Genomic DNA, 18954 nt, shown 5'->3' with positions numbered 1-18954 from the left:
TCAGCGCGCGGTGGCTTCCTGGGCGGCGAGCACTTGTTCGACGGCCTTCTCGAAGCGCTTGACGCCTTCGTCGAGCAGGTCGAACGGGATCACCAGCGACGGGACGAAGCGCAGCACGTTCGGGCCGGCGATCAGCATGATCAGGCCGTTTTCTGCTGCCGCGGTGACGAAGTCCTTCGCGCGGCCATCGAATGCGGCAGTGAGTTCCGCGCCGACGAGCAGGCCCTTGCCGCGCACGTCCTTGAAGATGCCGAAGCGTGCGTTGATGCGCTCGAGCGCGCCTTTCAGGCGCACGCTGCGTTCGCGCACGCCTTCGAGCAGTGCCGGGTCGCCGATCAGTTCGACGACCTTGTCGGCGATCGCCGATGCGAGCGGGTTGCCGCCGTACGTCGTGCCGTGCACGCCGACCTTGAAGTGCGCGGCCAGTTCGTTGGTCGTCAGCATCGCGCCGATCGGGAAGCCGTTGCCGAGCGCCTTGGCGGTCGTGAGGATGTCCGGCGTGACGCCCGTGTCCATGTACGCGTAGAACTGGCCCGTGCGGCCGACGCCCGTTTGCACTTCGTCGAAGATCAGCAGTGCGTCGTTCGCGTCACAGGCTTCGCGCAGTGCCTTCAGGAATGCCGGATCGGCCGGGATCACGCCGCCTTCGCCTTGCACGGGCTCGACGATCACTGCGCAGGTTTGCGGGCCGATCGCGGCCTTCGCGGCTTCGATGTCGTTGTACGGCAGGTGCTTGATGCCGGCCGGCACGGGGCCGAAGCCTTCCGAGTACTTCGGCTGGCCGCCGACGCTGACCGTGAAGAACGTGCGGCCGTGGAACGACTGCACGAACGAGATGATTTCCGCCTTGTCGGCGCCGTGGCGGTCGAACGCGACGCGGCGCGCGAGTTTCAGGGCGGCTTCGTTCGCTTCCGCGCCCGAGTTCGCGAAGAACGCGCGGTCGGCGAAGGTCAGCGATTCGAGGCGCTTTGCGAGGCGCAGCACCGGCTCGTTCGTGTAGCCGTTGCCGATGTGCCAGAGCTTGCGGCTTTGTTCGTCCAGGACCTTCAGCAGTTCCGGGTGGCCGTGGCCGAGCGACGTCACGGCGATGCCGCACGCGAAATCGATGTACTCGCGGCCGGCCGTGTCCCACACGCGGGAGCCCTCTGCGCGATCCGGCACGAACGGCGCGGGAGAAAATACCGGCACCATCACTTCGTCGAATGTCTGGCGGGTCACGGTCGAGGTCGTCATGGTCGTTCCTTTCGGTTTCGTAAGAGGGTTCAACAGGATCAAGTTTAGGTAAGGGTGACGCAAGCGTCTTGCGGAATTGCGACGGGTTCTATCGGAAGCGGATAGTGCGCCTTATTTTGCCCTCTCCGGGCGGGGGCTTTCGTGGAAGCGTCGCTGGTTTTGGGGCTTGTGGGTCGTGTGCTTGCCTTTGTCGTCGTGAAGCACCTGTGATCGTGTCGGTCTATTAGCGTCGCCCCTGCGCGGGGCGGCGGTTACTTTTCTTTGTCTTGCCAAAGAAAAGTAACCAAAAGAAAGGCGCTGTGAACACGCATGACTTCCCGGTGCCATGGTCGTCAGAGTGGTTCGCACCTAAGTGTCCGCGCCAATCAGGAGACCGGAGTGGTTCGAGCAATGGTTCTGACACCACTCCCTACCCAACAGAGCGGTATACCGCCCGCTAGCTCCATCCTCGCTTCGCTCGGCTGCAAGGTACCTCCCGTCGCGTTTCATGCGCTTGCTGCTTTTGCCAGCGCTGGTCAGCAAATCGACACCCTTTACTCACACCATTCGTACCTGTCGGACTGCTTGTCATTGGTGCTTGTTTGATAACGACCGTGACTGTGTTTTCGTGATTGGTCGCTGCGTCCCTTTTTCCTACGAATGAGGGTGTGTCCTTGATTTGCTGAATTCGGGGTGCTTGCGCGCGCGATTGCCGGGAGGATTGACCTTATGCGCTACTGGAGGGGGTGTACCTGTCGGCCGAGCGAAGCGAGGGCGGGGGGGTGTCAGGATTTCCGTGTTCAAGGCGGGTTGAGATTCACACGGATGGTCGAACGAATCGATCCTCGTAAAGGATGGCGAACTGGTTCATAGCCGCCTTCCAGTCATGAGCAGCACGCCCCCAATCGGCGGTGATGTTGCGCAGTGCCAGCCAGATGAGCTTGGTGGCAGCCTCATCGGTCGGGAAGTGTCCTCGAGTCTTGATGATCTTGCGCAGCTGCGAGTTGATGTTCTCGATGGCGTTCGTAGTGTATATAACCTTGCGAACCGCCGGCGGAAACGCGAAGAACGGAATCACACGATCCCAGGCGTTGCGCCATGCCGCACTGACTGTCGGGAATTTCTGGCCCCATGGCCCTGCGGCAAAGGCGTCGAGTTCTGCCTGAGCCGCCTCCGCACTCGGTGCGCAGTAGATTGGGCGAATCACTGCGGCTAATCCTCGACGGTCTTTCCAGCTGGCGTAATCGAGGCTGTTGCGGATCAGGTGAACGATGCAGGTCTGCAGCGTGGTCGCCGGAAACACGGCAGCCAGCGCCTCGGGCATGCCTTTGAGGCCGTCGGTCACGGCGATTAGGATGTCGTGAACGCCACGTGTCTTGAGATCGTTGAACACCTTCATCCAGAACTTGGCGCCTTCGGTGCCTTCGATCCACAAGCCTAGAATATCGCGCGTGCCGTCGGGCAGAACGCCCAGCGCAAGGTAGATCGCCTTGTTGCGCACCACGGCGTCTTCGCGAATCTTGACCCGCAGCGCGTCAAAGAACACCACCGGATACATCGGCTCGAGCGGCCGCGCTTGCCAGGCGGTCACTTCGGCCATGACCTCGTCGGTGACCGAGCTGATGAAATCGGGCGAAACCTCGGTACCGTATTGCTCTTGCAAAAATCCCTGAATCTCACGCACGGTCATGCCCCGGGCGTACATGGCGACGATCTTGTCGTCGAAGCCCGTGAAGCGTCGTTCGTGTTTGGGAATCAGCAGCGGTTCGAAGCTGCCGTCGCGGTCACGAGGCACCTCGATACGGATCGGGCCGTCCTCGGTCAGCACCGTCTTGGCGCCCGTGCCATTGCGCTGATTGGTTACGGCGCTCGGCTTGGCCGCGCCAGGCGGGTAGCCCAGATGATGACTCATCTCACCGCCCAGTGCTCGCTCGATCAGCGCCTTCTTGAGGGCCATCGTTGCGGCGTTGATCGCTTCGGCCGTCATCGGACCGCTGCCGAATTGCTCAAGCAACGCGGCGGGAATCGCCGGCAGGTCTATCGGTTTGGCTTTCGGTTTGCGAGGCATATAGTCTCCTTCGGAGCATCATATGCCTTGAACACGAAATTGCTGACAGGCCCCGAGGGCGGAGCTGGCGGGCGGTATACCGCTCTGTTGAGTAGGGAGTGGTGTCAGAACCATTGCTCGAACCACTCCGGTTTCCTGACTGGCGCGGACACTTAGGTGCGAACCACTCTGACGACCATGGCACCGGGAAGTCATGCGTTTTCACAGCGCCTTTCTTTTGGTTACTTTTCTTTGGCAAGACAAAGAAAAGTAACCGCCGCCCCGCGCAGGGGCGACGCTAATAGACCGACAAGCTCACAGGTGCTTCACGACAAAAGCAAGCACACTGCAAAAAACCTGAAATCAATCCTTCCCACGCTCGACGAGCGCCCCACCCCGCGGTTCACTGCCCCCGCCGGTCTGCTTCTCGAGCCACGCTCGCCGATCCTCCCGAGGCGTGACCCCGAACCTTTCGCGGTACGCGTTGGAAAAATGCGCAGCAGAAGAAAACCCGCAGGCGAGGCTAACCTGCACAACCGACTTGCTGGTCCGCTGCAACTGAGTCCGGGCCTTGAGCAACCGGAGGTTGAGGTAATACTTCGAGGGCATCGCCCCGAGATACTGTCGAAAGAGCCGCTCGAGCTGCCGGCGTGAAACGCCGACGAGTTCGGCGATCTCGTCGGTCGTCAACGGATCCTCGACATTGGCTTCCATGAGCAGCAACGCATCGTTCAACCGAGGATGCCGCTCGCCCGGCGCAGTCACAAAAGGAATCCGCTGCCGCTCCTCGCCGCTCCGCAAAGTCCCGACCCCGAGTGCGTCGGCAATCCGCTCCGCGAGGTCCGCCCCATGTTCCCGGCCAATCATGGCCAGCATGAAATCCACGGTAGCCTGCCCACCCGCGCACGTCGCGCGGTCCCGGTCGATCTCGAAGATCTGCTGCGTGACGATCGACCGCTCGAACTGTTCGGCGAACTGCTGATACGTCTCCCAGTTCACGCTCACCCGGTACCCGGAAAGCTGCCCGGCCATCGCCAGCCACCACACGCCATGATGAATTCCGGTCACGAGCGGCGTGCGCTGCCCGACCCGCGCGAGACTCGCGAGAAACAACCGATAGTCGGCAAACTGCTGAAACCGCTCCGACACGACGATGACCCAGTCGCATGCGATCGCATCGTTGAACGCCGCATCGGCATGCCACTGCGCACCGCCGGCAAGCGGCACGGGCCGCCCGTCCCACGAACACACCTGCCAGCGATACAGCAGCCGCCCGTCGATCTCGTTCGCGAGGTTCAGCGCATCGACGATCGGACCCACGCCCGACATCGACACGGGCGGCAATGCAACGATCGCCACCTGCATCGTGCGGGTGGCGCCTGCGGGACGAGACACCGGTACCACGTATGAAACCCGCCCTGTCGCGTTACTTGAGACTGCCCGACAGGAACTGCTTCAGCCGCTCGCTCTGCGGGCGTACCAGCACGTCCTTCGGATCGCCCTCTTCCTCGGTCCGCCCCTGATGCAGGAACATCACGTGGTTCGACACGTTGCGCGCGAAACCCATCTCGTGCGTGACGACGATCATCGTGCGGCCTTCCTCGGCGAGCTTCTGCATCACCTTCAGCACTTCGCCCACCAGTTCCGGGTCCAGCGCCGACGTCGGCTCGTCGAACAGCATCACGTCAGGATGCATCGCCAGCGCACGCGCAATCGCCACGCGCTGCTGCTGGCCACCGGAAAGATGCGACGGATACTGTTTCTCGACGCGCGGCGGCAAGCCGACCTTCTCCAGGTACTCGCGCGCGCGCTCCTCGGCGTCCTTCTTCGAAATGCCGAGCACGTGCACCGGCGCTTCCATCACGTTCTCGAGCACGTTCATGTGCGCCCAGAGGTTGAAGTGCTGGAACACCATCGCGAGCTTCGTGCGGATGCGCTGAAGCTGCTTGTGATCGGCGACTTCGAGCGCACCGGCGCGGTCGGTCTTCGTGCGCACGGTCTCGCCGTCGACGACGATCTGCCCCGCATTCGGCCGCTCGAGAAAATTGATGCAGCGCAGGAACGTGCTCTTGCCCGAGCCGCTCGCGCCGATGATGCTGATGACGTCGCCGGCCTTCGCGTTCAGCGATACGCCCTTGAGCACCTCGTTGTCGCCGTAGCGCTTGTGAATGTCGACCGCGGCAAGCTTGGTGGAAGCGGACGCGCTCGTTTGAGTGATCTCGGCCAACTGGCTCTCCTCGAAGTGAATCAATGACGGGCGGCCGCGAGATACGCGAGCCAGTGGCGCTCCGCGCGGCGAAACGCCGCGACGAGTGCGAACGATACCGCAAGATAGATCAGCGCGGCGATTCCGAACGACTGGAACGCCATGTAGGTCGCGGAATTCGCATCGCGTGCGACCTTCAGGATGTCCGGCACGGTCGCCGTGAACGCGACGGTGGTCGCGTGCAGCATCAGGATCACCTCGTTGCTGTACAGCGGCAGCGCGCGGCGCAGCGCCGACGGCAGGATCACGCGGCGGTACATCGTGAACGGCGACATCCCGTATGCCCGCGCCGCCTCGACCTCGCCGTGCGGAATCGCGCGGATCGCACCCGCGAAGATCTCGGTCGTGTACGCGCAGGTGTTCAGTGCGAACGCGAGAATCGCGCAGTTGAAGCCGCTGCGGAAGAACGCGTCGAGCAGCGAGTGCGAACGCACGAACTCGAGGCTGTACATGCCCGTGTACAGCAGCAGCAACTGCACGTAGAGCGGCGTGCCGCGGAACACGTACGTGTAGAACCGCACCGGCGTCGACACCCACTTGTTCTTCGACACGCGCGCGACCGCGAGCGGCACCGCGCACACGAAGCCGAGCGAAATCGACGCGACGAGCAGCCACAGCGTCACCGCGAGGCCGGAGAGGCGCTGGCCGTCCCAGTAAAGGAACGCCTGGCCGAATTCCTGGAGGATCTCGATCATAGTTCTGCGTGCCGCACGCCCATGGAATAACGCTTCTCGAGCTGGATCAGCACGAGGTTGGAAACGGTCGTGATCGCGAGATAGATCAGCGCCGCGACGAGGATGAAGAAGAACATGTTGAACGTGCTCTTGCCGGCGTCCTGCGCGGCCTTCACGACGTCCGCGAGACCGATGATCGACACCAGCGCGGTGGCCTTCACGAGCACCTGCCAGTTGTTGCCGATGCCCGGCAGCGCAAAACGCATCATCTGCGGAAACATGATCCGCACGAACACGCGCATCCCGCTCATCCCGTAAGCCGCACCGGCTTCGAGCTGGCCGCGCGGCACCGACAGGAACGCGCCGCGGAACGTCTCGGTGAAGTACGCGCCATAGATGAAGCCGAGCGTGAGCACGCCGGCCACGAACGGGTCGATGTCGATCTGGTCCCAGCCGACGAAGTCGGTGAACTGGTTCAGCCAGATCTGGATGCTGTAGAACAGCAGCAGCATCAGGACGAGATCGGGCACCGAGCGGATCAGCGTCGTATAACCGGTCGCGATCGCTCGCAGCACCCGGTTGTGCGACAGCTTCGCCACCGCGCCGATCAGCCCCAGCGCCACCGCAGTGGCGAGCGACAGCACCGACAGCTCGATGGTCTGCACGGTGCCGGCCCAGAGGACAGGACCAAAGCCGTAAAGGAACACGCGCGTCTCCAGAGTTGGAATGGATGCCGACGCGTCTGCCTGTCCCGCGCCGGGCTGACGCGGATAGTCGCAAGCGAAATTGATTGCCTCAAATCACCCGGCACGCGATTGCTGCATCGCAACAATCCGTCCCATCATTTTCAACCGCGACCTACACCGCTGTTTCAAAAGGAAAAAAGCCGCTCCCTGACAACCGGATAACGGCCGGGGAAGCGGACTTTTTGCAATTTTCCGGTCGCTTTTTCGATATAGCGCCGAAGACGGTCGGGCTTACCGCCCCTTCAGGATGTCGGAGCGCGAAGTCGTGTAGACGAGCCCGTCCGGGCCGAAATGGACGTTGAAGAATGCGTCGGTGTTGACGCCGTCCTCGAGCCAGCGCCAGCTCCAGACCGTCTCGGGCTTGAGCGGATACTGCGCGATGTCGCCGGGCTTGCCGAGCAGGCGCCGCACCTCGTCCTCGTTCATCCCCGGGCGCACCTTCGCGAAATTCTCGGCGGTCAGCACCTGCGTCGCGCCCGTGTAGCGGCCGTTCGCATCGAGGTCGACGAACCACGTCTGGTTGCCCATCGGGCCGCGCGGGTATTCGAGACGTTTCGAGCCGTCGGTGAAGTCGCGCTCGGTCTCGGGCTTGCCCATCGTGCCGCGCACGTCGGCCTCGGTCGATTCGCCGGCCTTCAGCCCCTTCAGCAGCAGCGGCGCGGGCTTGATCGCGTTGAAGAAGTCCCTGATACGTTGCACGTCGAGGTTGCCTTGCTTGTCGTCGCAGCCGGTCAGCGCCAGCGCGGCGGCCAGCATCGTCACGGGGAGCAGCCGGAAACGGAAATTCATCGGAAGAAATGCGCGTCGAGAAAACACGCGGCAAGGATACCCGCGCGACGCCAAAAGCGCGAGACGGGCGCACGGCCCGTCTCGTGGTCAATGCATCGTTTCGGTTTCGGATTCGGTTTCGGCCACGCGGCCCGTCGCTTGCGGCGCGCACGGCATGGCCGGCGGCGCACCGATGCTGCGGCGCGTGCGCACGAGTTCGGCAAGCTGCCACGAACCGAGCGCCAGGCAGCCGAACAGCACCTCGCGGCCACGCTTGACCAGCGCGAGCGACAGCGCCGTCTCGCGGTCGACGCCGAACATCTGCGCGAGCAACACGACGGTCGCCTCCTGCACGCCGAGGCCGCCCGGCACCATGAACGCCGCATGGCGCACGGCCTGCGTCATCGCCTCGATCGCGATCGCGCCGCCGATCGACACCGGATGGCCGAGCAGCGCGAGCGCCCAGTAGATCTCGAGCGCGCCGAGCACGTAGCCGGCCAGCTGCCAGAAGAACGCGCTGAACAACAGGCCCGTGCGCGACATCAGCGCATCGATGTCGGCATCGAGCCGCTTGCCGTCGACGCCCTGCAGCAGCCGGTGCGAATCGCCGAGCAGGCGGCCCGCGAAACGCTCGATCGCATGGAAGATCCCGCCGCGGCGCATCAGCACGACGCCGAGCACCGGCAGCGGCAACGTCAGCAGCAGCGCGAGGCCGATCGTGCCGCCGCCCATGTTGTCCGTCGTCGCGAGCAGCAGCACGAGGCCGAGCGCGGCAAACGCATACTGGACGACGATCGTCACGAGCACCTCGACGATCACCGACGCCGTCACGCGGCTCGCGTCGGGCACCTGCCAGCGCGCGAGCCGGATGCCGACCAGCTCGCCGCCGATCCCGACCACCGGCAGCAGCCGGTTCACCGCTTCGCGCACGGTTGCGATCCACCAGAGGAACGGCAGCGACGAGCGCCTGTCGAGCAGCAGGTGCCACGCGTAGGCGTCGAGCAGCAGCGGCAGCGCGTGGAACGGCACGAGCCACAGCAGCGCGTAACCGGCGCGCGCGAGCATCTGCGACACGTCGCCGATGCCTTCGTGCAGCCCCAGCGCCAGCAGGATGCCGATGCCGAGCGGCCAGCCGAGCCATTTGATCCACTTGATCATGACGGCTGCGCTCCCGGTGCACGCGACGCCTGCCCGCCGCGCCGCGCCGCGGGCTGGCCGAACACGTCGGCAAAGCCGCCGGTCGCGACGCCCGCGGCCTTCAGCGCGGCCGCGACGCGCGGCGACAGCAGCGCATCGAGTTCGTCCACCGGACGGTAGCCGGCCATCGTCGGCGTGATCGGGCCGTCGCCGGCCTCGGCCGGATGGCAGTAGATCTCGCCGACGCCCGGCGGCAGCTTGGCCAGCGCGTCGAGCAGCACGGCCTCGTCCATCGCGCCCGTATGCTCGATCCCGACCACGTAGTCGTTGTGCGCGAGCCCCGCCCGGTCGAGCCGCGCGCGCACGAGCGCGATCCACGGCTTGAGCAGCGCGGGCGCGCTCGTCTCGTACGGCAGCCGCACCGCACGCAGCCCGTAGTCGCGGCCGATCTCGATGATCAGCGACAGCACGGTCGGATGCAGGTGGAAATGCTTGTGCGCGTTAACGTGGTCGAGCGGCAGGCCGCTCGCCGCGAACGCGTCGAACTGCGCGCGAATCTCGCGGCGCAGCTGCGCCCGCACGTGCGGCAGGAAGAAGAAGCGGCAGCCGTCCTTCGCCATCGCGTCGCCGAACCGCCCGTCGGGGCCGACGAGCGCGGGAATCTCATGCGCGGGCAGCGTGGCCGGCCCGTCCGCGAGCACGAGATGCAGGCCGACCGCGAGCGACGGCAGCCGCCGCGCGCGCTCGATCGCATCCGGTGCGGCGCTCGCGCCGACCATCAGGCTCGCGGCGTTCAGCACGCCGTCGCGGTGCGCGCGTTCGACTGCAGCGTTGACGCGCGGGTGCAGCCCGAAGTCGTCCGCGGTGAAGATCAGCGCCCGCGCCGCCCGCTGCGTCGCCACGGATTACGCCTCGTGCGCGCGCAGGAAGCGGAAGAATTCGACGCCCTCGCGCAGACGGCGCTTCATCATGTCCCAGCTCGTCAGCATCTCGCGCACGATCTCCCAGATCTTCGACGGACGGAAGTAGAACTGGCGATAGAACTGCTCGAGGTGGTGATAGATCTCGTCGCGCGACAGGTGCGCGTAGCCGATCGCCGCGAGCTGCACACCTTCCTTGCTCACCAGGTTGATGGTCTTGTTCTCTTCCATCCAGCCGTTTTCCACGGCCTGCTTGTAGAGCGTCGTGCCCGGATACGGCGCGGCGAGCGAGACCTGGATCGTGTGCGGATTGATTTCCTTCGCGTACTCGATCGTCTTCTTGATGGTCTCCTGCGTCTCGCCCGGCAGGCCGAGGATGAAGGTGCCGTGGATCTTGATGCCGAGCTTCTTGCAGTCCGCGCTGAAGCGGCGCGCGAAATCGGTGCGCACGCCCTTCTTGATGTTCACGAGGATCTGGTCGTCGCCGGATTCGAAGCCGACCAGCAGCAGGCGCAGGCCGTTTTCCTTCATGATCTTGAGCGACTTGTACGGCACGTTCGCCTTCGCGTTGCACGACCACGTCATGCCGAGCTTGCCCAGGCCGATGGCGATCGCTTCGGCGCGCGGCAGGTCGTCGGTGAAGGTGTCGTCGTCGAACATCAGTTCCTTCACTTCCGGCATGTTGTCGCGGATCCACTTCGCTTCCGCGAGCACGTTCTCGACCGAGCGCGTGCGGTAGCGATGGCCGCTGACCGTCTGCGGCCACAGGCAGAACGTGCAGCGCGACTTGCAGCCGCGGCCCGTGTAGATCGACACGTACGGGTAGTTCAGGTAGCCGATGAAGTAGTTGTCGATCTTCAGGTCGCGCTTGTAGACAGGCGCGACGAACGGCAGTTCGTCCATGTTCTCGAGGATCGGACGCGCTTCGTTGTGCTCGATCGAGCCGTCCTTCGCGCGCCAGCTCAAGCCCTTGATCTCGGGGAACGGCTTGCCTTCGGCGATTTCCTTGCAGGTGTAGTCGAATTCCTCGCGGCACACGAAGTCGATCGCCTCGCTCGCCGTGAGCGAGTTGTGCGGATCGACCATCACCTTCGCGCCCACCATGCCGACCAGCATCGACGGCTTCATCTTCTTGAGATCCTGCGCGAACATCGCGTCGGTCGGGAACGACGGCGTGCTCGTGTGGATGATCACGAGATCGTAGTCGTTGGCGATCTTCAGCGTTTCCTCGACCGACAGGCCGTCGGCCGGCGCGTCGACGACGCGGCTGCCCGGCACGAGCGCGGCCGGCTGCGCGAGCCACGTCGGGTACCAGAAGGAACGGATTTCGCGCTTCGCCTGATAGCGCGAGCCGGCTCCGCCGTCGAAGCCGTCATACGAAGGGGCCTGCAAGAACAGCGTTTTCATGAATGCTCCGGTAGCCTGCATAGTTCGTTTCGTTACAACGATTCAGTCAAAAAACCGCGGGCCGCCCTCCCGGCGCCCGCCTCTCTGTCATGTCGCGCGGCGCGGCCTCGCCGCGCAGCGCGTGTCGGCCCTCGGGCCGGGTTCGACCGGAACGGCCCTAGCGGCCGTCCACTGCTTCCACGGCCGCCGTCGCGCGCTCGCCGCCGACGACCGTCATCCTCGCGCCGCGCCACACGACATGCGTGCCGAACACGGCCGCGAGCCACTCGAGCTCGAGCAGCGTGTCGCGCACCGCGACGAGCGGCAAGTCGCGCCAGAATGCGCGCCAGCCGTCCTCGCCGCGCGCGTGCAGCACGAGCCGCCCGAACGCGCCCACCACGGCCGCCCAGCCCGCCAGCGAGCCGGCGAAGGTTCCGTCGAGGCGCAGCGCGAGCGCCGCGCCGATCGCGAGCCACGGCACGGTGAACGTAATGAACAGGAACGCGAAACCGGCCGGGTTCAGCGAACGGATCGTGCGCAGCCAGCGCGTCTCGCGGTGCCACAGCGGCCCGAACGACGGCTCGATCACGTCGGTCGCGACCTCGACCTCCGACAGCACGGTGCGGCGCCCGAGGCGGCGCGGCAGCTCGGCCAGCCAGAAATCGTCGGCCAGTTCGTCCTTCAGCGCGGGAAAGCCGCCGATCCGGTCGAGCGTGTCGCGCGTCAGCGCGAGCGTCGCGCCGAAGCCGAAGCGGCTCGAGCGGCCGAGATGCGTGATCCGGACCGACGGCGCGAACCAGGCGTCGACGAACTGCGCGCCGATTCGCGTCCAGAACCCGCCGACGCTGCGCGCATGATACAGGCACGTGACGACGCCGACCGACACGTCGGCGAGCGGTGCCGTCACGCGCTCCAGATAATCGCGCGTCACCGCGATGTCGCTGTCCGCGATCACGATGCGGCCGTATTTCGCGCGTTCGGCGAGGTTGATCAGGTTGCTGACCTTCAGGTTCTTGCCGTGCACGCGCGCATCGATCACGAGCGTGATGTCGCACTCGGGGTAATCGGCGCGCAGCCGTTCGACCACGGCGACGGCCGGATCGGCCGCCGACGCGACGCCAAACAGTACTTCGTAACGCGGATGACGCTGCTCGCAGAACGTCGCGAGGTTTTCGTACAGGTGCGGCTCCGCGCCGCACAGCGGCTTGAGCACGCTGACCGGCTCGAAGCCGTCCCGCGCGGCCGTGCGCGGCGTCCGCGGCCGCGGCGCGAACGCGGCGACGAGCGCATAGACGGCCGCGGCCAGCGTGAAGACGATCAGGAGCCAGTCGAGCATCGTTGCGGTTGCCGTCATGCGCGAGGCCTCCCGGCGACCTGAACGCCATGGAGAACGCTTGAGCGCGATTGAGCGTGATTCGGTATTCCGACAACGACGAACGCGGGCACGACCCGACTCCTTGTTCCAGCAGCGTCTGTATATGAGAGAGGCTCGACCCATCCTTCGGGTGTGGCCATGCCCGGCTTCGCGTGGTGCACCTCCGCGCGAAACCCGGACGAGATGCGGGAAGACTCGTATGGCTACCTTCGGCACAACATGGGCAGGCGCCGGATTTTAGCAGTCTGCGGCACCCCGCGCTCGGCGCTACGAGAAACGGACTTGTGCATTTCCGGCAAAGCTGCGCAGCCGGCGAACCATTTGAGCGCACCCGCGTTCACGTTAGCGTAAGCGGTTTGCAGGCGTATTGCAGTCTTGAAAATCAATCGTTTCGTGCAAATTTGTACGTCGATGCGGATTCACATCCAATCGCCGTAAAGATTGGTAATTAATCGTCGATTGGATTGATTTTTGCAACGATCGCCGGATTCGGCCCTGCCCCCCTGAAAGGCGCATGGGTATCGCGCCGCTCTCAGCAGGTTCCGGAACCCTTTGGCAAAATCCCTGGCATTTGTTGCGTAAGCGCATCACCCAGCCCCCCTGTTCGAAGGCCAACCGATGACTCCGTTTTCCGTACTCGATCTCGCCCCCATTCCGGCCGGCGCCGACGCCTCCCAGGCTTTCCGCAACACCGTCGATCTCGCGCAGCACGCGGAACGCTGGGGTTACCGGCGCTACTGGCTCGCCGAGCATCACAACATGCCCGGCATCGCGAGCGCGGCAACGGCCGTCGTGATCGGCCATGTCGCGGGCGCCACGCAGACGATCCGCGTCGGGTCGGGCGGCATCATGCTGCCGAACCACGCGCCGCTCGTGATCGCCGAGCAGTTCGGCACGCTCGCGTCGCTGTATCCGGGGCGCATCGACCTCGGCCTCGGCCGCGCGCCCGGCACCGACCAGACCACGTCGCGCGCGCTGCGCCGCGACCTGATCGGCAGCGCCGATTCGTTTCCGGACGATGTCGCCGAGCTGCAGCGCTACTTCGCGGAGCCGGTGCCCGGCCAGCGCGTGCGTGCGGTGCCCGGCGCGGGGCTCGACGTGCCCGTGTGGCTGCTCGGTTCGAGTTTGTTCAGCGCGCAGCTGGCGGCGATGCTCGGGCTGCCGTTCGCGTTCGCGTCGCATTTCGCGCCGGATTACCTGATGCGCGCGCTCGAGATCTATCGTGCGCAGTACCGGCCGTCGGCCGCGTGGCCGAAGCCGCATGCGATGGTCGGCGTCAACGTGTTCGTCGCCGATACCGACGACGAGGCGCGGCGCCTGTTCACGTCGCTGCAGCAGCAGTTCATCAATCTGCGGCGCGGCACGCCGGGCAAGCTGCCGCCGCCCGTCGACGTGCTCGAGGCCAATGAGCTCGAGCTCGCGACCGTGGCGCATTCGCTGTCGTTCGCGGCGGTCGGCTCGCGCGACACCGTGCGCGACAAGCTGCGCGACCGCATCGCGCAGACGGGGGCCGACGAGCTGATCGTCACCGCGCAGATCTACGATCACGCGGCACGGCTGCGTTCGTTCGAACTGACCGCGCAGATCCGCGACGAGCTCGCGAGCGAGGTGCGCTGACGGCACACGCCCGCGGCCGCCCCCGCGTCACTGCGGGTGCGCGGCCTCCAGCCCGTCGAGCAGCGCCTTGTGAAACGCGTCCGGGTCCTGGATCTGCGGCGCGTGCCCGAGCGCCGGGAATTCGACGAGCTGCGCGCCGGGGATCGCGGCCTGCGTCCGCTTCGCGAGTTCCGGGTAGCGGCCGAGCTTCGCATGCACGTCGGGCGGCGACACGTCCTTGCCGATCGCGGTCGTGTCCTTGTCGCCGATCATCAGCAGCGTCGGCACGCGGATCGCGCCGAGTTCGTAGACCACCGGCTGCGTGAGGATCATGTCGTAGATCAGCGCGGAGTTCCAGGCGACCGCGTCGCGGCCGGCGCCACGGTACATCCCGGCCAGCATCTGCACCCAGCGCTCGTACGACGGCGACCACTTGCCCGCGTAGTACGTGCCCTGCTCATAGCGGCGAATGCTGTCGGCCGTGGTCTTCTGCTCGCGCGCATACCAGTAGTCGACCGGCAGCGGCGGCACGCCGAGCGCCTTCCAGTCCTCGAGGCCGATCGGGTTCACGAGCACGAGCTGCTCGGTCGCCTTCGGATACATCAGCGCGTAGCGCATCGCGAGCATCCCGCCCGTCGAGTGGCCGACGATCGTCGCCGACTTCACCCCCACCGATTCGAGCAGCGCGTGCGTGTTGCGCGCGAGTTGCTGGAAGCTGTACTGGTAGCGATCGGGCTTCGACGACTTGCAGAAGCCGATCTGGTCCGGTGCGATCACGCGATAGCCGGCACGGCTCAGCACGCCGATCGTGTCCTCCCAGGTCGCCGCGCAGAAGTTCTTCCCGTGCAGCAGCACGACGGTGCGGCCGTTCGGGTGCGCCGGCGGCACGTCGAGATAGGCCATCTCGAGCGTTTCGCGTTGCGACACGAACGTATACACCCGCACGGGTGCCGGATAGGTGAACCCTTCCAGGCGCGGGCCGTACACGGGCCCGTCGTTGCCGGCGGGCGATGCGGCGGCCGCCGCGACAGGCATGGCGCACGCGGCGGCGACACCCGCGCCGAGCACGACGGCGCGCACGGCATACAACATCTTGCGAATCGAAAGCATGGCGATCACGGTGATTGGAGACGCACGCGGGCAGCCGGGCCGCCTCGCGCCCCGCGATTCTACGCGGTCGCGCTGACGACGGCGCGCAACACTCCGGGGCCGCGCGACTTCCGCGCGCGCGACGAACTCGGGTATCGTGTGACGTGACCCTGAAACGCGTGCAGGCGATTCCCATGAAAAACGTCCTCAGCATTCAGTCGCACGTCATCTACGGCCACGCCGGCAACAGTGCGGCCGTGTTCCCGATGCAGCGCCTCGGCGTCAACGTCTGGCCGCTCAATACCGTCCAGTTGTCGAATCACATGCAGTACGGCCATTGGGCGGGCAGCGCGATCGATGCCGCGAAGATGGAGCAGCTCGTCGACGGCATCGCCGCGATCGGCGCGCTCAAGCGCTGCGACGCGGTGCTGTCCGGCTTCCTCGGCTCGCCGCCGCAGGCGCGCGCGGCCGTCGAGATCGTCCGCTCGGTGAAGGCGATGAACCCGAACGCGTGGTACTTCTGCGATCCGGCGATGGGCCAGACGGGCGGCATCCGGCCCGAACCCGGCGTCGAGGAATTCATGGTCCAGGAAATGCCGGCGCTCGCCGACGGCATGTCGCCGAACCACACCGAACTGCAGAAGCTGGTCGGGCGGCGCATCGAAACCGTCGCAGAAGCCGTCGAAGCATGCCGCGCGCTGATCCGGCGCGGCCCGCAAATCATCCTCGTCAAGCACCTGCACGACCGCAACAGCCCGGCCGATCGCTTCAACATGCTCGCCGTCACCGAAACCGAGGCATGGATCGGCCAGCGCCCGCTGTACGCGTTTCCGCGCCATCCGGTCGGCGTCGGCGACCTGACCAGCGCGATCTTCGTCGCATGCCGACTGCGCGGCGACTCCGTGCGCGCCGCGTTCGAGCACACGCTCGCAGCCGTGCATGCGGTCGTGAAGGCGACCTACGATGCACGCCGCTACGAGCTCGAACTCGTCGCCGCACAGGACGAGATCGCACGCCCGAGCGAATGGTTCGGCGCGTGGGTGACGGACGCCTGACGTAGCGGCATCGCCCGCCGCTTCAGCGGCGCGCATCCCGCGCTTTCCCGTTGTCCCGCTTTCCGGCTGTCCCGCTTTCCGGCTGTCCCGCTGTCCTGCTGTCCTGCTGTCCTGCTGTCCTGCTGTCCCGCTGTCCCGCTGTCCCGCTGTCCCGCTGTCCTGCTGTCCCGCTTTCCTGTTGTCCTGCTTTCCTGTTGTCCCGCTTTCCCGCTCTACCCCCTGCGTCACCACGACCGTTCGCGATATGCCCCGACGCTGCGCCGATATCGCTTCGACGCGGATGCAAACGTTTCCGGACTTCACATGAATGACACTGATTCCTCGCTATGCTCGCGGCGGCACCACCCGGCGCAGCCGCATCCTGCGATCCGAGTGCGCCCTTTCAGCAGGTCCCGCCAATCGGCTCCCCCCTTTACCGCACGATAACGACCATGACCCGATCGAACCGTCGTGACTTCCTGCGCGTCGCTGCCGGCACCGCCGGCGCCGCCGCGCTGAACCTGTTCCCGCCCGTGATCCGCGATGCGCTCGCGATTCCCGCGAACCGCCGCACCGGCACCATCCGCGATATCGAACACATCGTGATCCTGATGCAGGAGAACCGCTCGTTCGACCACTACTTCGGCACGATGCGCGGTGTCCGCGGCTTCGGTGACCCGCGCCCGCTGCGCCTCGCGAACGGCAAGTCGGTGTTCCACCAGCCGGTCGGCCCGGCCGAGCTGCTGCCGTTTCATCCGGGCGCGGACAAGCTTGGCCTGCAGTTCCTGCAGGACCTGCCGCACGGCTGGCAGGACATGCACGCGGCATGGAACAAGGGCCGCTACGACCAGTGGGTGCCGAACAAGGGCACCACGACGATGGCGTACCTGAAGCGCGACGACATCCCGTTCCACTACCAGCTCGCCGACGCGTTCACGATCTGCGACGCGTACCACTGCGCGATCCCGAGCTCGACCGACCCGAACCGCTACTACATGTGGACGGGCTACGTCGGCAACGACGGCACGGGCGGCGGCCCGGTGCTCGGCAACGAGGAAAAGGGCTACGGCTGGACGACCTATCCGGAAGTGCTCGAACAGGCCGGCGTGTCGTGGAAGATCTACCAGGACATCGGCACGGGGCTCGACGCGAACGGCTCGTGGGGCTGGACACAGAACCCGTACATCGGCAACTACGGCGACAACTCGCTGCTCTACTTCAACCAGTACCGCACCGCGCTGCCCGGCACGCCGCTGTACGACAAGGCGCGCACCGGCACCAACATCAGCGCCGGCGGCACGCTGTTCGACGTCCTGCAGCAGGACGTGAAGAACGGCACGCTGCCGCAGGTGTCGTGGATCTGCGCGCCGGAAGCGTATTCCGAGCACCCGAACTGGCCGGCGAACTACGGTGCGTGGTACATCGAGCAGGTGCTGAAGGCGCTCGTGTCGAATCCGGACGTGTGGAGCAAGACCGCGCTCTTCATCACGTACGACGAAAACGACGGCTTCTTCGACCACGTGCAGCCGCCGTTCGCGCCGCAGTCGCGCGACAACGGGCTGTCGACGGTCGCGACGACCAACGAGGTATTCCCCGGCGACGCATCGCACATGGCCGGCCCGTACGGGCTCGGGCCGCGCGTGCCGATGCTCGTCGTGTCGCCGTGGACGAAAGGCGGCTGGGTCTGCTCGCAGACCTTCGATCACACGTCGCTGCTGCAATTCATCGAGGCGCGTTTCGGCGCGCAATACCCGGTCAAGGCGGGCAACGTGTCGCCGTGGCGTCGCGCGGTGTGCGGCGACCTGACCGCCGCGTTCGATTTCGCGACGGCCGACGCCGGCTGGCCGACGCTGCCGGATACGAGCGGCTACGCGCCGCCCGACCGCCTGCGCCACCCCGACTACATCCCCGTGCCGCCGGTGCTGCAGAAGCTGCCGAAGCAGGAGGCCGGACTGCGGCCGGCGCGCGCGCTGCCTTACGAGCTGTTCGTGCACGGCCGCGTCGAATCGGTCAACGGCCTGTTCCGGCTGACCTTCGCGAACACGGGCCGGGCGGGCGCCGCGTTCCAGGTGCAGTCACGCAATCGCCTCGACGGCCCGTGGGCGTACACGGTCGAAGCCGGCAAGCGGATCGCCGATACGTGGAGCGCCGCAGCGTCGCTCGGCCTGTACGACCTCGACGTGTACGGCCCGAACGGCTTCTACTGCCATTTCCGCGGCCCGTTCGCGACCGGCGTCGGCAGCGCGAACGTGAACCCCGAGGTGATCTACGGCTATGACGTCGCGAACGGCAACATCACGCTGCGCCTGATGAACCGCGGTCATAAGGCGGTGCGGCTCAAGGTCACGAACGCATACGGCCACGGCCGCGCGCGCACGTTCGATCTCGCGCCGGGCCAGCAGATCGACGACTACTGGGATCTGCGCGGCAGCCACGGCTGGTACGACCTGACCGTCAGCGACGGCCGGCTGCTCGGCTTCCTGCGCCGCTTCGCGGGCCACGTCGAGACGGGGCGCCCGAGCACCAGCGATCCACTGATCCGCACGCACGCATCGCACGACGATGCCGAAGCCGCATCGGACGCGCTGTCCGACTGACGGCCTCATGTGAGGCGGCGCGGCCCCGGCGGGCCGTGCTGCCTCCCCTCACCTCCGCTCCTCCGCTCCTCCGCTCCTCCGCTCCTCCGCTCCCTCCGCTCCCTCCG

General features: G+C 66.0%; 15 protein-coding genes. 3 read left to right on the top strand and 12 right to left on the bottom strand.

All coding sequences use genetic code 11. The features are described from left to right. The 11 genes from PQB87_RS06255 to hpnI form a co-directional block, all read right to left on the bottom strand. Nucleotides 1-1233 carry an aspartate aminotransferase family protein gene (locus PQB87_RS06255; RefSeq protein WP_059681870.1) on the bottom strand — a complete coding sequence of 411 codons (1233 nt, stop codon included), beginning with the start codon at nucleotides 1231-1233 and terminating at the stop codon, nucleotides 1-3. Between the two features lie 796 nt (nucleotides 1234-2029). Then, the gene (locus PQB87_RS06250; protein ID WP_489242314.1) at nucleotides 2030-3280 is read right to left on the bottom strand and encodes an IS256 family transposase; all 1251 of its coding nucleotides are present in this window, start codon (nucleotides 3278-3280) and stop codon (nucleotides 2030-2032) included. Between the two features lie 342 nt (nucleotides 3281-3622). Continuing rightward, complete coding sequence (locus tag PQB87_RS06245) at nucleotides 3623-4663, bottom strand: GlxA family transcriptional regulator (protein ID WP_027787973.1); 1041 nt, start codon at nucleotides 4661-4663, stop codon at nucleotides 3623-3625. 22 nt (nucleotides 4664-4685) lie between these two features. Next, nucleotides 4686-5486, bottom strand: coding sequence for an ABC transporter ATP-binding protein (locus tag PQB87_RS06240; RefSeq protein ID WP_111939666.1), 801 nt, complete (start codon nucleotides 5484-5486; stop codon nucleotides 4686-4688). 20 nt (nucleotides 5487-5506) lie between these two features. Continuing rightward, a complete protein-coding gene (locus tag PQB87_RS06235) occupies nucleotides 5507-6220 on the bottom strand; it encodes an ABC transporter permease (RefSeq protein ID WP_011351456.1) in 714 nt (237 codons plus the stop codon). Continuing rightward, nucleotides 6217-6906, bottom strand: a complete 690-nt coding sequence (locus tag PQB87_RS06230; RefSeq protein ID WP_021163190.1) for an ABC transporter permease — start codon at nucleotides 6904-6906, stop codon at nucleotides 6217-6219. The genes PQB87_RS06235 and PQB87_RS06230 overlap by 4 nt, the downstream gene beginning before the upstream one ends. Before the next feature lie 270 nt (nucleotides 6907-7176). After that, nucleotides 7177-7734 carry a lipoprotein gene (locus PQB87_RS06225; RefSeq protein WP_021163189.1) on the bottom strand — a complete coding sequence of 186 codons (558 nt, stop codon included), beginning with the start codon at nucleotides 7732-7734 and terminating at the stop codon, nucleotides 7177-7179. A gap of 87 nt (nucleotides 7735-7821) precedes the next feature. After that, the gene (locus PQB87_RS06220) at nucleotides 7822-8871 is read right to left on the bottom strand and encodes an HpnL family protein (protein WP_489242689.1); all 1050 of its coding nucleotides are present in this window, start codon (nucleotides 8869-8871) and stop codon (nucleotides 7822-7824) included. Continuing rightward, entirely contained in the window at nucleotides 8868-9752 is an 885-nt protein-coding gene (gene hpnK, locus PQB87_RS06215) for a hopanoid biosynthesis-associated protein HpnK (RefSeq protein ID WP_059681864.1), read from the bottom strand. The genes PQB87_RS06220 and hpnK overlap by 4 nt, the downstream gene beginning before the upstream one ends. Nucleotides 9753-9755: 3 nt before the next feature. Beyond that, nucleotides 9756-11177: a hopanoid biosynthesis associated radical SAM protein HpnJ gene (gene hpnJ, locus PQB87_RS06210; RefSeq protein ID WP_021163186.1), complete on the bottom strand. Its 1422-nt coding sequence runs from the start codon at nucleotides 11175-11177 to the stop codon at nucleotides 9756-9758. A 157-nt stretch (nucleotides 11178-11334) separates the two neighbouring features. Then, nucleotides 11335-12510 carry a bacteriohopanetetrol glucosamine biosynthesis glycosyltransferase HpnI gene (gene hpnI / locus PQB87_RS06205; protein ID WP_489242688.1) on the bottom strand — a complete coding sequence of 392 codons (1176 nt, stop codon included), beginning with the start codon at nucleotides 12508-12510 and terminating at the stop codon, nucleotides 11335-11337. 639 nt (nucleotides 12511-13149) lie between these two features. On the opposite strand from hpnI, the gene PQB87_RS06200 reads away from it, so the two are divergent. Then, nucleotides 13150-14148, top strand: a complete 999-nt coding sequence (locus PQB87_RS06200; protein WP_059681860.1) for an LLM class flavin-dependent oxidoreductase — start codon at nucleotides 13150-13152, stop codon at nucleotides 14146-14148. Nucleotides 14149-14175: 27 nt separating this feature from the next. Here PQB87_RS06200 and PQB87_RS06195 read toward each other — a convergent pair whose 3' ends face one another. Next, nucleotides 14176-15237, bottom strand: a complete 1062-nt coding sequence (locus tag PQB87_RS06195; protein ID WP_059681859.1) for an alpha/beta fold hydrolase — start codon at nucleotides 15235-15237, stop codon at nucleotides 14176-14178. A gap of 173 nt (nucleotides 15238-15410) precedes the next feature. Here PQB87_RS06195 and pdxY point away from each other — a divergent pair, with 173 nt between their 5' ends. Continuing rightward, nucleotides 15411-16271 carry a pyridoxal kinase PdxY gene (pdxY, locus tag PQB87_RS06190; RefSeq protein WP_027787980.1) on the top strand — a complete coding sequence of 287 codons (861 nt, stop codon included), beginning with the start codon at nucleotides 15411-15413 and terminating at the stop codon, nucleotides 16269-16271. A 431-nt stretch (nucleotides 16272-16702) separates the two neighbouring features. Then, nucleotides 16703-18847 carry a phosphocholine-specific phospholipase C gene (locus tag PQB87_RS06185; RefSeq protein ID WP_059681857.1) on the top strand — a complete coding sequence of 715 codons (2145 nt, stop codon included), beginning with the start codon at nucleotides 16703-16705 and terminating at the stop codon, nucleotides 18845-18847. Nucleotides 18848-18954: the final 107 nt, after the last annotated feature.

This window comes from Burkholderia sp. KL41 (genome assembly GCF_057005415.2).
Note: the sequence above shows the minus strand (reverse complement) of the source record. Positions and strands in the feature narration are given on the sequence as shown.

Excerpts from the sequence above, each read along its gene's own strand:
- PQB87_RS06255 (WP_059681870.1), bottom strand. The coding sequence starts at position 1,233 with ATGACGACCTCGACCGTGACCCGCCAGACATTCGACGAAGTGATGGTG.
- PQB87_RS06220 (WP_489242689.1), bottom strand. The coding sequence starts at position 8,871 with ATGATCAAGTGGATCAAATGGCTCGGCTGGCCGCTCGGCATCGGCATC.
- pdxY (WP_027787980.1), top strand. The coding sequence starts at position 15,411 with ATGAAAAACGTCCTCAGCATTCAGTCGCACGTCATCTACGGCCACGCC.
- PQB87_RS06250 (WP_489242314.1), bottom strand. The coding sequence starts at position 3,280 with ATGCCTCGCAAACCGAAAGCCAAACCGATAGACCTGCCGGCGATTCCC.
- PQB87_RS06200 (WP_059681860.1), top strand. The coding sequence starts at position 13,150 with ATGACTCCGTTTTCCGTACTCGATCTCGCCCCCATTCCGGCCGGCGCC.
- PQB87_RS06195 (WP_059681859.1), bottom strand. The coding sequence starts at position 15,237 with ATGCTTTCGATTCGCAAGATGTTGTATGCCGTGCGCGCCGTCGTGCTC.
- PQB87_RS06185 (WP_059681857.1), top strand. The coding sequence starts at position 16,703 with ATGACCCGATCGAACCGTCGTGACTTCCTGCGCGTCGCTGCCGGCACC.
- PQB87_RS06225 (WP_021163189.1), bottom strand. The coding sequence starts at position 7,734 with ATGAATTTCCGTTTCCGGCTGCTCCCCGTGACGATGCTGGCCGCCGCG.
- PQB87_RS06235 (WP_011351456.1), bottom strand. The coding sequence starts at position 6,220 with ATGATCGAGATCCTCCAGGAATTCGGCCAGGCGTTCCTTTACTGGGAC.
- hpnI (WP_489242688.1), bottom strand. The coding sequence starts at position 12,510 with ATGACGGCAACCGCAACGATGCTCGACTGGCTCCTGATCGTCTTCACG.
- hpnJ (WP_021163186.1), bottom strand. The coding sequence starts at position 11,177 with ATGAAAACGCTGTTCTTGCAGGCCCCTTCGTATGACGGCTTCGACGGC.